Source organism: Clostridium gasigenes (genome assembly GCF_900104115.1).
GTDB classification, from domain to species: domain Bacteria; phylum Bacillota; class Clostridia; order Clostridiales; family Clostridiaceae; genus Clostridium; species Clostridium gasigenes.
Genome location: NZ_FNJM01000008.1, coordinates 38,035 through 51,160, shown reverse-complemented (window position 1 = coordinate 51,160; position 13,126 = coordinate 38,035). Strand labels below are relative to the sequence as shown.

Below are 13,126 nucleotides of genomic sequence, written 5' to 3'. Positions count from 1 at the left end.
TTTGTGGATCCCTAAGCCTTCTCTAATAATATATATTAGAATTTAATAAATTTATGAGGATTTTCGCAACAAAAAAATAGCAATGCATATGTATGCATTGCTATTTGTGTGAATAAAGGAGCTTAAATAATCTGGCTAGTTGTTTTTTAAATATCCCTTAGCCATGATTAGTTTTTAAAATCTTCTATTCTTATAATATTATCTATTTTCTTTACTGTTTTAAGTTCATAAATTTCATCTATAGCTTCTATAACTTTAGCTTCTTTTGTATAGTGAGTTACAAGTACAAGTGTTACCTTATCATGCTGTGGGCTTTCCACCCCTCTTTGTATAACTGAACGTAAACTTATACCACAATCCCCTAAAATAGTAGTTATTTCACCTAAAACTCCAGGCTTATCTTCTACTGTTGTTCTAATATAATATTTACTTTCTACACTTCTAATATCCCTTATTTTTTTATCCCATAAATTATTTTTAACTACTGGGTTTATATTTTCTAAATCTATATTACTTCTTAATATAGAAATCAAGTCACTAACTACAGCACTTCCTGTTGGCAGATCTCCTGCTCCTCTTCCATAAAACATTAAATCACCAACTGCATTCCCCTTTATAAAAATTGCGTTAAATGAATCATATACATTTGCTAGAGGATGATTTTTAGGAATCATTGTTGGATGAACTCTAAGTTCTAATTTCCCATTAACATCTTTTACTATTGCTAGTAATTTAATTACCATTTTAAACTCTTTTGCATAATCCATATCTATTGATTTTATATTTGTTATACCTTCTCTATAAACATTCTCTACATCTATTTTAGTTCCAAAAGCTAAAGATGATAAAATAGCTAATTTATATTGAGCATCAAAACCTTCTATATCTGAAATTGGATCTGCCTCTGCATAACCTTTCTCTGTTGCTTCATCTAATGCTGCTTTAAAGCTTAAGCCCTCTGTTTCCATTTTACTTAATATATAATTAGTAGTTCCATTAACTATTCCATATAATTGCTCAACTTTGTTAGCTGTTAAACTTTCGTTTATACCATTAATAATTGGTATTCCCCCAGCAACACTTGCTTCATAATGAAACATTACTCCCATGCTATCAGCCTTTTCAAAAATTTCATCCCCGCCAGTTGCAAGAAGCATTTTATTTGCAGTTACTATATGTTTCTTCTTATCCATAGCTTTTAACATATACTCTCTTGCCGGTTCTATGCCACCCATTACCTCAATTACAATTTTAATGTCTTTGTCATTTAATATTTCATTAAAATCCGTTGTTAAAATTTCTTCTGGTACAATAACCCCTCTATCCTTTTTAGTCTCTCTTACCAAAATTTTAGCTACTTCAATCTCATAACCAGAACGTTTTTGTATTTCTTCTTTGTTTGAATTTAAAATCTTCCAAACACCACAACCGACATTGCCTAGCCCCAGCAAAGCAATTTTAACTTTTTTCATTTTAATAGCCCCCTTTTTTTTGCAATTTTATAACTATAAAGTCCCTATTATGTTTTTTATTATATCCCTATTATATTTTTTTTTCCATAATAATAAAATATTCTGTTATTTTTATTTTTGTATTTATTTTTATTTCTTTTAAATATATATCATTTTAGAAACTATTATTTTATAGAACTCTTTACAAAACTCTCTCCTATATATAAAATAGTACTATATAAATATAATATTTAGGAGGTAACAACTTTGAAGGACATAATATACGTAACTGGACATAAAAACCCTGACTCTGATTCAATATGCGCAGCTTTTTCATATGCTGAGTTTAAAAATAAAACTGGAAACTTACCTGCAATTCCTGTTAGGCTTGGAGATGTAAGTCAAGAAACTCAATATATTCTTGATTATTTCGGTGTAGAAGCTCCACAATATCTAAAAACTGTTAAATTAAAAGTTGAAGATTTACAATTTGATACTATTAGCCCAGTCTCCCCTGACATCTCTTTAAAGATGGCTTGGAACATAATGAAGGATAAAAACATTAAAACTTTACCTGTTGCTGATTGTAACGATCATTTACTAGGTGTTTTAGCGGTATCTAACTTAACTTCATGTTATATGGACATATGGGATAATACTATACTTTCAAAAAGTAATACATCTCTTGATAACATAATTGATACTCTTTCAGCTAAAGAATCATACATAAGTGACTCAAAATCTTCATTTCCTGGAAAAATAGTAGTTACTGCTATGCAACCAGATAGTATGAAGGGATATATTGATAAAGGTGATATTGCAATAGTTGGCGATAGACACGAAGCTCAAGATGCTTTGCTGGATATTGAAATTTCATTAATGATAGTAACTGGCTCACATACACCAAATGATGAAATTATCGAAAAAGCTAAAGATAAAAACATTACTATTATTGTAACACCACATGATTCATTCACTACTTCAAGACTTATTGTTCAAAGCATACCTGTAGGTTATGTTATGATTCGAGATAATCTTATCACTTTCTCAAGTGATGATTTAGTAGATGATATTAGAGGTATAATGGCTGAAACTAGATTTAGAAGTTATCCTGTAACTGATTCTAATGGAAGAGTACTTGGAACAGTTTCAAGATATCATTTAATTTCAAACTATAAAAAGAAAATAATTCAAGTAGATCATAACGAAAGAGGTCAATCTATTGATGGACTTGAAGATGCAGAAATTCTTGAAATCATCGATCATCATAGAGTTGCTGATATTCAAACAAGTAATCCTATCTTCTTTAGAAATGAACCCCTTGGGAGCACTTCAACAATAGTTGGTAAAAGTTTCTTTGAAAATGGTATTAGACCATCAAAACAAGCTGCGGGACTTTTATGTGGAGCTATAATTTCAGATACACTATTATTTAGAAGCCCAACATGCACTTACCAAGATAAAAATATGTGCAAAAAGCTTTCTGAAATAGCAGAAATTAACATTGAAGAGTTTGCTAAAGAAATGTTTAAAGCAGGAACTTCTTTAAAAGGAAAAACTGTTCCTCAAATATTTAATCAAGATTTTAAACCATTCCAAATAGAGGATATAAAAGTTGGTATTGCACAAGTTAATACTATGGATATTGAAGGTTTCATGCCACTTAAAGATGAAATGCTTAGCTATATGGAAACTAAAGCTAAGGAAGCTAACCTTGATATGGTAATGTTGTTATTAACAGACATATTAAATGAGGGTTCACAAATACTAGTTGCAGGCGAAAAACCTGAAATAGTAGAAAAAGCTTTCAAAGTAGAATTAAAAGATAAAGGTGCTTTCCTTCCTGGAGTACTTTCAAGAAAGAAACAAGTTGTACCACCGATTACTACAGCTATAACTTCATCTTAATATTTAGAAGGCCTCTTTTATGAGGCTTTCTTTTTTTAGTAATTATAAATTTAAATTATATATATAAGGCATATCCAAATAAATAACTTTCAAATTAATTTTAGTTATAAATAAAAAAAGTGGTAACTAAATAATTGTATACTTAGTTACCACTATATTAAGAACACTATCTAGCTCTTAAATTATTTACCATTCCCCACATTTCATCTGCAGTTTTTACCCCTCTTGAACTTAATTCAAAGCTTCTTTGAGTAACTATCATATCTGCGAATTCTTCTGCTATATCAACATTTGACCCTTCAGTAAATCCTTGTGATAAATTAGCATTCCTTGTTCTGAAAACTTCTGTTCCATTCACTGGTTGAAATAAATTGTCTCCTATAGATACAAATGCTTTATCTCCAACTGCGCTATAAACAGGTATTTCTCCGATTTTTAAAAAAGTATCATTTTGTTTTAAATGAACTGAACCTTCTTTATCAATCAAGAAATTATCCTTTGTAAACTTCACATTATCACTGCTAAAGCCATTAGCATATTGAATGTCCAATTTATTTCCTCTTGCATCTACAAGACTTCCTGCTCCATCTACAGCAAATGCTCCATCTCTTGTATATGCACTTTCTCCATTTGAAGATATCACCCTAAAATATCCAGTCCCATCTATTGCTATATCAGTACTTCTTAATGTTTCCATTAATTGCCCCTGACTATTATCTCTATACCATTCTCCAGTCTTTATACCTGTCCCTATAACTGATTCTTTATTATTTATAGCATAACCTTTTCTATCTAAACTTTCTGTTAATAAATCTTGAAATCCAACTTCTGCTTTTTTATATCCTATAGTTGTTGAATTTGCTAAATTATTTGATATAGAATCTAATTTTTCTTGATTAGCATTCATTCCACTTTTAGCTGTCCATAAAGTTCTTAACACTATTTCCACTCCCTTTTAATCCTGTTTATTATCTAACAGCTCCAACTTCATTAGCTGCCTTTCCTAGTGACTCATCAATAGTCTGTATCATCTTTTGATTTGTTTCAAAACTTCTCATTGTAGTAATCATTTCTACCATTTCATTTGAAAGATTAATATTTGATTGTTCTAAAGCTCCCTGATTTGCCAGTACCTGTGTATTATAAACTGGATTTTCTGAAGTATATTGATTATCCCCAACTTTTTTCAAAGTTTTATAATCCTTAAAATCTGCTAAGGCTAATGAATGTGTGGATTTTCCATTAACATTAACCCCATTATTATTATCAATTACAAAATTATCAGTTCCAACAAAAATTGGCTCCATTGCTCCAGTACTTTTATTTATACCTAAAACAGGATCACCACCATTTGTAACTAAGTACCCATCATTTTTAACTCTAAAGCTACCATCTCTAGTAAAAACTGTTTGATCCCCGCTTTTAACTGCAAAAAAACCTCTTCCATCTATAGCTAAATCCGTAGGTTTATTTGTTGACTTTAATAGACCTTGTGTAAATCTAGTATCTATACTATCAATTTTTGTACCAAGGCTAAGAGTTCCTATTGGATTTTTTACATTATGCCCGCCAGATATTTTATCCTTATTTTGTATTAAAACTTCATCAAAGCTTTTCATTGATAAAGTATCACCTTTAAACCCTGTAGTATTAGCATTTGTTATGTTATTTGTTATTGTTGCCTGCTTATTTTCTAAAGTTATCATTCCTGATACTGCTGTATATAAACTTCTAATCATTTGTATCATCTCCTCCAAATAAAACTTTACACTCATAATCATAGTGCATGCCAAATCCTCTTGCTTTTTCTTCTATTTTATCATCTGAAATACTGGAGTTATATTTATAACTAAACATTATTACTGATGCTATAATCATTCCTATACCGATTCCCATTAATATTTTTCTATCACTTAGGAAACCTACTACACTTTTTAACTTTTGAATAATCCTTTTATTAATAGTACTTCCCCCTTACCTATAAACATCTTCGTGCAAATTTCTTCATCTGTAAATCCATCTTGAACTAACCTTTTCACTTCATCCACCTTATTAATTTTTTCAGGCTTATATGCGAAATTTATTTCTGATATAATATTCTTATCTTCAACTTTAATATCATTAGTTATAATATCGTCCTTTTCTATTTTTTCTTCAATACTTTCTAAATAATTTATTGTATTTTCTTTATTAGTTATGTCTAATACTGATGCTTTAATTTCTTCCATTTCTTTTTGTATATCAAAAATACTTTCTGCCAAATCTTTTCTTATTGATATAATCTCCACATCATAATCTCTATTTACAGTAGATTCTTCTCTTTTTAAAATTGAACTAAAAGAATTATCTTCTTTTTTTATTGCCCTAATATTTAATAGAATAAGTAACGCACCTATTATAATAAGTATAAATCCCATTACCATACCTCTTTTATATATATTTAACCTTTTCCATTATAACCCTTAAATTTCTAATTGCTCTACTATGTAATTGACATATTCTAGACTCAGATACTTCAAGTACATTTCCTATCTCTCTTAAATTTAATCCCTCAAAATAATATAAATTTAAAACTAATCTATCTTTCTCTTTTAACTTTTCTATACACTGTGCTAAAACATCTAATTTTTCTTTTTCTTCTAATGACCCTTCAGGACTTGGTGTTGTTTTATCTTCTACAAGACCCATAAATGATACATCATCATCTTCTGAATAAATTATTGTTTCTAGCGATACAATAGACATATAATTTATGTAATTTTCAATTTCACCAACTTCAAATAGTGTCATATTTAAATCTTTAGCAATTTCTGTTATAGTTGGCTCTCTCATAAACTTATTTTGAAGCCGTTCAATACTATCATTATATTTTGCAAGCTTATCCATAGCACCTTTAGATATAGGTCTATTTTTTCTAATTTCATCAATCATAGATCCTCTAATTCTAATAGATGCATATGAAGAAAACTTCATCCCCTTAGTTGGATCAAATTTACTAATAGCATCCATAAGTCCAATAATACCGTAGCTTACTAAATCTTCGTATTCTATATATTTAGTTTTCCCAATACTAACCCTAGACGCTAAATATTTTACTAACGGAATATATTTTTCTATTATTTGTTCTTTATACATTACTGGACTTTGGCTCTCCATAACTTATCCCCTTTTATCGTAATTTTCTTTGTTCTCTCATAATTCTAAAAACTATTTGTATAATTCTTTCTCTTGTCCTATTATCTAATTCTTCAAAACTAATTCCATAAATGTATCTTTTATCTTCGGTTATATCCACCCTTACAATTTTCCCTTTTATTAAAACTTCCTCATTTTCACTACCTATCTTTGCACTTATTACATCACTTTTTTCAAGCTTTTCTCTTAACTTTATTCTCATACCTCCGCCACTTAGGTCTAATAATAATGCATTAGAAATTTTATCATCTGCTTGTCCATTCGTTTCTTTCTCATATTTTTTTATATCCTTAATTACTTGAACTGTATCAACACGTACATAATTACGTCTTTGAATCTTAATTACATCATATGGTAATGTAATACTATAGTAAGATATATTATTTTCTTTTATTCTATTTATTACTCTACATTTAAAGCTGAATATATTTTCTCCATTATCATAATAAACTAGTTCTATTTCTTCACCCGTTTTCAATGTAAGATATACTCCACCTACTACTGGAATACTAATTAATATATTTTTACTATTACTATCTTGAACCAAAGTTTTGTAAATTCCATCTGCCCACTTAACCTCTAATTTACTATTTATAACCACATCAAATTTTTTCACTATAACACCCCTATGAAAATATATTAAAAAGTCTTTTAAATAGCCCTTCAACTCCGGAACCTTTTTGCTGTCTTTTTTCATTTATTATTTTTTTACTTATATCTTTTATACACTTTGCTGCGTTACTGTTTGGGTAAGATATTACAACTGGACTTTGCTCTCTTACTGCCATAACTAACTTTCTATCATCATCAATACAGCCTAAATATTTAGTTTCCAATTTTAGAAATCTTCCTACTGCTCTTTGAAATTTAAAGAAAGTTTCTTCGCCTTCCCCTTTATGAAAAGTTCTATTTACAACTATGCTTGTATCTTTATTTATTTTAAAGTATTTTACTGCTTTTAACAAGCTATATGCATCAGTTAGTGATGTTGGCTCTGGTGTAGTTACTATAATTACATCATCTGCACAGGCAATAAATGCCAATACACTTCTACTTATTCCAGCTCCTGTATCAATAAATATATAATCAAAGCCCTCTATATTTTCTATTTTTTCAAGAAATCCTTCTCTTTCATTTTGCTGAAGATCTTCTATATTGTTTAATCCTGAACCACCAGGTAATAACTTTATTCCCTCTGGTCCATCAACTAAAACATCTTCAATTGACATGCCGCCTTTCATAAGATCTAGCACATTATATTTCGGATATATTCCCATTAAAACATCATCATTTCCCATTCCTATATCAGCATCAAAAATCATTACTTTTTGACCCTGCCTTTGAAGAGAAATAGCTAAATTAACAACGAAATTGCTTTTACCAACTCCACCTTTTCCAGATGTTATAGTTATTATTCTTGCTTTTTTTCTATTATTAAAATCATTTTTTTCACCACTTGCCAGTCTTCTTAAGCTTTCAGCTTGATCTAACATATGGTTTCCTCCCCGATTATTAATTTAATTAATCGGTCTTTAGTAGGAACCTTAATATCATCTGGTACATTTTGGCCCGTTGTTATAAATGAAACTGGTTTATTCGCTTTATTTATAATATTGAATATTCCTCCATAAACTGTTGTTTCATCAAGCTTTGTTATAATTATTTTATCATATTTAAGCTCTTCATATCCACTTAAAATTGTATCTATATCTCTATTTTTAGTTGTTCCACTTAGTACTAACGCTGTATGGTCTGGTTTTGCATTTTGTACGTATGCTCTAAGCTCTGAAATCTGCATTGTATTTTTGCTACTTCTTCCCGTTGTATCAATTAATATAACATCGCAATAGCTTAAAGCTTCTACAGACGACTCCATTTCTTTAATTGTGTTTACAACTTTAAATGGTAGATTCATAATTTCTGCATAGGTTTTCAATTGATCTACAGCACCAATTCTATAGGTGTCTATAGTTATTAATCCTACTTTCTTTTTTTCTATTAACGCAAGCCTACCTGCAAGTTTTGCAATAGTTGTAGTTTTACCAACTCCTGTTGGCCCAACTAGAACTACTCTTCCAAGTAAATCTTCACTATTTATTTGAATTTTAGAATTTAATATTTTTTTAAAATCTTCTTTAAAAATATCAAAATCCTCTGAACAGTTCTGCTTTATCTCTTTAAAATATTTTTCATTTATATCTATTTCTTTCATAAATTCAACTGATAAATCTTTCTCTTCTTCTTTTGATGTATTTTTAATAACTTTATTTAAAAGCTCTTTCATTTCCCTTACTTCTTCTGTAAGCTTACTATCTTCTTCACTACTTTTTTCTAATTCTTTAGATTTTACACTTAAAGTATCTTTATTATTTAATTCTTCAATATCCATAAGTTTTTTAAGTCCTTCTAAGGACTCCTTAAAGGATTCGTCCTCTTCTTCTTCTTTTTCAGCTTTAACTGCTTTTTTATTATTTTCCAAAGCAGCTGTTACCTCTATTAACTTAGGAGAAAAATATCCTTTAAATCCAGGAGATTTAATTTTCCTTTGACTTATTATAATTGCATCTTTACCTAATTCATATCTTATTCTAGTTAATGCTTCATTCATACTTTTAACTGTATATTTCTTAATTATCATTATAAAGATACAACTCCCTCAGTTCTTATTTCTACATCATTTGGTATTTCATTTAATGAAATTACCATTATATGAGGAAATACCATTTCTATAAGCTTCCTAAATACACAACGAATATTTGGAGAAACTAAAATAACTGGTTGATTATTAAAGAAGTAAACTATTTCCACAGTATTTTTTATACTATCTAAAATTCTAGTTGTAGTATCTGGATCTACTGCTGGAAATGATCCCTGCATAGATTTTTGAACATTAGCTGCTATTATTTCTTCTATTTGTGGTGACAGCGTAACTACTACTACACTTCTATTTTCATCTATAATTTGATTGCAAATTGTTCTTCCAAGTGCAAACCTTACATATTCAGTTAAAAGTTCTAAATCTTTTGTAATTCTTGAGTTATCTGCAAGAGACTCCATAATTGTAACCATATCTTTTATTGGAACTTTCTCTTTTAAAAGATTTTGTAATACCTTTTGAAGTTCTCCAATTGTCATTAAATCTGGAATTAACTCATCTACAACAGCACTATATTTCTCTCTTGTATTATCAACTACTAATTTAACTTCTTGTCTACCTAGTAATTCATATGAATGTGATTTTATAGTTTCTGTTAAATGAGTTACCATAACGGTTGTTGGATCCACTACTGTTAATCCCTTTATTTCAGCCTCTTCCCTTTGATCCTTATTTATCCAAGTTGCTGGCAAGTTAAAGGTTGGCTCTATTGCTCTTATCCCTGCAATGCTTGAATTATCTCCTGATGGATCCATACAAAGCAACATATTTGGCATAAGCTCTGAGGCTGCAACTACAGTTCCTCTTATTTTAATAACATACTCATTTGTTTTTAGTTGCAAGTTATCTCTTATTCTTATAGGTTGTACAACTATCCCCATTTCAATAGCACACTGTCTTCTAACAGATGCAATTCTTTGAAGTAAGTCTCCACCTGTAGATTCATCTGCAAGTGGAATTAACCCATATCCAATTTCTACTTCCATAGGTTCTACATGAATTAAATCCATAACATTTTCAGGTTCTTTTCTTTCCATTTCAGTATATTCTTCTTCAACTTTTGCAATTTCCATTTCTTCTTTTTCAGATTCATCCTTATATAGTGCATAAGATAAATATCCTACAGCTGCTGCTACAGAAAAAAATGGTATCTTAGGCATACCTGGAACTAATCCTAATGCAAATATTACAGCAGATGCTATTGCTGTTGCAACTGGAAATGCTGTAAGTTGTTTAGTAATTGTTTTACCAAAATTTTCAGAAGATCCAGAACGAGTTACTAATAAACCCGCTGCTGTTGATATTAAAAGTGCTGGTATTTGACTTACAAGTCCATCTCCAATTGTAAGCTTTGTATATAATTCAGCAGCGTCTGCAACTGACATCTTAAGTTGCATTACCCCAATAATAATTCCTGCTATAATATTTATTATAGTAATTATTATACCTGCGACTGCATCTCCCTTAACAAACTTAGATGCCCCATCCATTGCCCCATAAAAATCTGCTTCTGCTTGCAAATCTTGTCTTCTTTTCTTTGCCATTATTTCATCTATAAGACCTGAGTTTAAATCTGCATCTATACTCATTTGTTTACCAGGCATAGCATCTAATGTAAATCTAGCTGCTACTTCAGATACTCTTGATGATCCACTTGTAATAACCATAAATTGTATTATTACTATAATAAGGAATATAATTATACCAACTACATAATTTCCTCTAATAACAAAATCTCCAAATGCTGCAATAATTGATCCTGCATCTGCCTCTGTTAAAATTAATCTAGTTGATGACACATTAAGACCTAGCCTAATTAATGTAGTTACAAGTAGTAGTGTTGGAAACACTGACATCTGCAATACATTAGTTGTAAACATTGTTATTAGTATTATTACAGCCGAAAGTGTAATATTAAAAGCTAATAAAATATCTAGCATTGGCTTTGGTATTGGAATTATTATCATCATGACTATTCCAAGAACCCCAAAGGCAACTAGTATATCTAGATTCTGTTTTAACTTAAACTTATTATCCGAAATCACCAAAATCACATCCTTTTCTTAGTAGAGTTATTTTTTCTTTTGCTTTAACTTGTATATCATAGCTAAAATTTCAGCCACAGCTTGATACATTTCTTGAGGTATATCTTGTTCTAACTCAACTTCTTGATAAATTAGCCTTGCTAGCGGTTTGTTTTCTATAATAGGTATATCAGCCTCTTTGGCTAATTCCTTTATTTTAATAGCTATATTTTCTGCTCCCTTTGCAACAAGCTTCGGGGCTTCCATTTGTCCCTCTACATATTTTATAGCAATTGCTATATGTGTTGGGTTTGTAATAATAACTGTAGCATCTGCTACTGATTGCATCATTCTATTTTGAGACATTTCTTTTTGTCTTTGTTTTATTTTAGCCTTTAATTGAGGATCGCCCTCCATTTGCTTATACTCTTCTTTTACTTCTTGCTTAGACATTCTTAATTCTTTATTATGCAGTCTAAATTGAACAAAATAATCTATTGCTGCTAATGTTACAAGTAGCAATGTTATTTTTTTAAAAATCCCTAAAATTAATGATTTTATTTCAATACCAATTGTTGGTAAATATAAATTGCTAACCTGCATTATTTTATCGAAATTATCAGCAATATACTTGTATCCAATAAAACCAACTATAGATATCATTACTAGGTTCTTTACAAGTTCTACTAATGTTTTCTTAGAAAACATATTTTTAAAACCCTTTATAGGATTTAGCTTTCCAAGTGATGGTTTAATAGGTTCCCCTGTTACTAAAAAACCAGTTTGCATTAAGCTAGCAAATACTCCAGCTAGCATTATTGGAAGTGCTACTGGTAATATCCCCATAGCTATCCTTCCTACTACTGTCAAACTTATTGCTTTAATGCTTGTTTCTGTTAACTCCATTAAAAGATTATCTCCTAAAAAGTAAATTACATTTCCTTTTAATCCAGATATTAAAAACCCACTTAAAGCTATAATCACCAATGTACAAGCTGCCATAGTTAAAGCTAACCCTATATCTTTACTTCTTGCAATTTGACCTTTTTTTCTTGAATCTTGCTTTTTCTTGGAGGTTGCTTCTTCAGTCTTTTCTTCTGCTGCAAATATAAATACCACAGGCATTAATCCAATTATCTTCCTGTATATTTCTGGCAATGAACTAATTCCACTAATAAATATTTTTATTATTATTGGTAATGCGATTGTTATAGATATAAGTCCTACTACTATTTTAACTGGCATACCAAGAATCATTACATTAATCTGTGGTACTGCTCTTGATATAAGTCCCATACAAAGATCAGTTATTATAATTATCAATACAATTGGTATTGCAATTTTCAATCCTATTACGAAATATTTTGTTATTATTTCTATTAGTGCCATCATGGATTCTCCACTTACTATGGTATGACCAAGTGGAACTAACATAAAACTTTCAATTAAAGATTTTATTAACATATGATGTCCATTTATAGAAAAAAATACTATCATTGCGATAAAGTGTAGTAAATTACCTGTTATTGATGTATTAGATTTACTATTAGGATCTAATACGCTAATCATACTAAGCCCTATATGAACATCCATAAAACTACCTGCCATAATAACTACTTCAAAAGCTACATTAGTTATTAAACCAAGTATTAATCCTGTTGTTATTTCTGAAATTATGTATGTAATTAATATGTAGTTATTTGTTATTGCCTCTATCGCTTTAGTATCTATTCCTCCAACTAGTGTTATTGAAAAAATTAATGCAAAAAACATTTTCATTGTTGGAGGTGTGCCATTTGGAAAAAACACCTTTGTAATTGCAAAAAAGCTAGTTACTCTTATAAATATAAAGAAAAGGGCTAAAAACTGGGCTATATTAACCATTTAAATGC

12 protein-coding genes are annotated in these 13,126 nt (G+C 29.7%); 1 reads left to right on the top strand and 11 read right to left on the bottom strand.

The window, feature by feature from the left end:
- Nucleotides 1-167 precede the first annotated feature (167 nt).
- The gene (locus BLS77_RS13000; protein WP_089970598.1) at nucleotides 168-1,472 is read right to left on the bottom strand and encodes a homoserine dehydrogenase; all 1,305 of its coding nucleotides are present in this window, start codon (nucleotides 1,470-1,472) and stop codon (nucleotides 168-170) included.
- A 246-nt stretch (nucleotides 1,473-1,718) separates the two neighbouring features.
- Here BLS77_RS13000 and BLS77_RS12995 point away from each other — a divergent pair, with 246 nt between their 5' ends.
- Nucleotides 1,719-3,359: a putative manganese-dependent inorganic diphosphatase gene (locus BLS77_RS12995; protein WP_089970595.1), complete on the top strand. Its 1,641-nt coding sequence runs from the start codon at nucleotides 1,719-1,721 to the stop codon at nucleotides 3,357-3,359.
- Between the two features lie 166 nt (nucleotides 3,360-3,525).
- On the opposite strand, the gene BLS77_RS12990 is transcribed toward BLS77_RS12995, so the two are convergent.
- From BLS77_RS12990 to BLS77_RS12950, 10 genes are read right to left on the bottom strand one after another with little or no spacing between them, the layout of a single operon-like run.
- The gene (locus BLS77_RS12990) at nucleotides 3,526-4,299 is read right to left on the bottom strand and encodes a flagellar hook-basal body complex protein (RefSeq protein ID WP_089970592.1); all 774 of its coding nucleotides are present in this window, start codon (nucleotides 4,297-4,299) and stop codon (nucleotides 3,526-3,528) included.
- Nucleotides 4,300-4,327: 28 nt separating this feature from the next.
- On the bottom strand, nucleotides 4,328-5,098 hold the full coding sequence (locus tag BLS77_RS12985; protein ID WP_089970589.1) for a flagellar hook-basal body complex protein: 771 nt from the start codon (nucleotides 5,096-5,098) through the stop codon (nucleotides 4,328-4,330).
- Complete coding sequence (locus BLS77_RS19930; RefSeq protein ID WP_167866105.1) at nucleotides 5,091-5,255, bottom strand: hypothetical protein; 165 nt, start codon at nucleotides 5,253-5,255, stop codon at nucleotides 5,091-5,093. The genes BLS77_RS12985 and BLS77_RS19930 overlap by 8 nt, the downstream gene beginning before the upstream one ends.
- Nucleotides 5,256-5,293: 38 nt before the next feature.
- The gene (locus tag BLS77_RS12980; RefSeq protein ID WP_242873987.1) at nucleotides 5,294-5,776 is read right to left on the bottom strand and encodes a hypothetical protein; all 483 of its coding nucleotides are present in this window, start codon (nucleotides 5,774-5,776) and stop codon (nucleotides 5,294-5,296) included.
- Between the two features lie 13 nt (nucleotides 5,777-5,789).
- Complete coding sequence (locus BLS77_RS12975) at nucleotides 5,790-6,515, bottom strand: FliA/WhiG family RNA polymerase sigma factor (protein WP_089970584.1); 726 nt, start codon at nucleotides 6,513-6,515, stop codon at nucleotides 5,790-5,792.
- Nucleotides 6,516-6,528: 13 nt separating this feature from the next.
- A complete protein-coding gene (locus BLS77_RS12970) occupies nucleotides 6,529-7,170 on the bottom strand; it encodes a flagellar brake protein (RefSeq protein WP_089970844.1) in 642 nt (213 codons plus the stop codon).
- Nucleotides 7,171-7,180: 10 nt separating this feature from the next.
- Complete coding sequence (locus BLS77_RS12965; protein WP_089970582.1) at nucleotides 7,181-8,047, bottom strand: MinD/ParA family protein; 867 nt, start codon at nucleotides 8,045-8,047, stop codon at nucleotides 7,181-7,183.
- Nucleotides 8,041-9,192: a flagellar biosynthesis GTPase FlhF gene (gene flhF, locus BLS77_RS12960; RefSeq protein ID WP_089970579.1), complete on the bottom strand. Its 1,152-nt coding sequence runs from the start codon at nucleotides 9,190-9,192 to the stop codon at nucleotides 8,041-8,043. Before flhF ends, BLS77_RS12965 begins: the two co-directional genes overlap by 7 nt.
- The gene (gene flhA, locus BLS77_RS12955) at nucleotides 9,192-11,258 is read right to left on the bottom strand and encodes a flagellar biosynthesis protein FlhA (RefSeq protein ID WP_207720964.1); all 2,067 of its coding nucleotides are present in this window, start codon (nucleotides 11,256-11,258) and stop codon (nucleotides 9,192-9,194) included. Before flhA ends, flhF begins: the two co-directional genes overlap by 1 nt.
- A gap of 24 nt (nucleotides 11,259-11,282) precedes the next feature.
- On the bottom strand, nucleotides 11,283-13,118 hold the full coding sequence (locus BLS77_RS12950) for a fused FliR family export protein/FlhB family type III secretion system protein (RefSeq protein WP_089970573.1): 1,836 nt from the start codon (nucleotides 13,116-13,118) through the stop codon (nucleotides 11,283-11,285).
- Nucleotides 13,119-13,126: the final 8 nt, after the last annotated feature.

What these genes read in the sequence shown, in the direction of transcription:
- BLS77_RS13000 (WP_089970598.1), bottom strand. Translation starts at nt 1,472, where the DNA reads ATGAAAAAAGTTAAAATTGCTTTGCTGGGGCTAGGCAATGTCGGTTGT.
- BLS77_RS12985 (WP_089970589.1), bottom strand. Translation starts at nt 5,098, where the DNA reads ATGATTAGAAGTTTATATACAGCAGTATCAGGAATGATAACTTTAGAA.
- BLS77_RS19930 (WP_167866105.1), bottom strand. Translation starts at nt 5,255, where the DNA reads ATGGGAATCGGTATAGGAATGATTATAGCATCAGTAATAATGTTTAGT.
- BLS77_RS12980 (WP_242873987.1), bottom strand. Translation starts at nt 5,776, where the DNA reads ATGGGATTTATACTTATTATAATAGGTGCGTTACTTATTCTATTAAAT.
- BLS77_RS12975 (WP_089970584.1), bottom strand. Translation starts at nt 6,515, where the DNA reads ATGGAGAGCCAAAGTCCAGTAATGTATAAAGAACAAATAATAGAAAAA.
- BLS77_RS12965 (WP_089970582.1), bottom strand. Translation starts at nt 8,047, where the DNA reads ATGTTAGATCAAGCTGAAAGCTTAAGAAGACTGGCAAGTGGTGAAAAA.
- flhF (WP_089970579.1), bottom strand. Translation starts at nt 9,192, where the DNA reads ATGATAATTAAGAAATATACAGTTAAAAGTATGAATGAAGCATTAACT.
- BLS77_RS12950 (WP_089970573.1), bottom strand. Translation starts at nt 13,118, where the DNA reads ATGGTTAATATAGCCCAGTTTTTAGCCCTTTTCTTTATATTTATAAGA.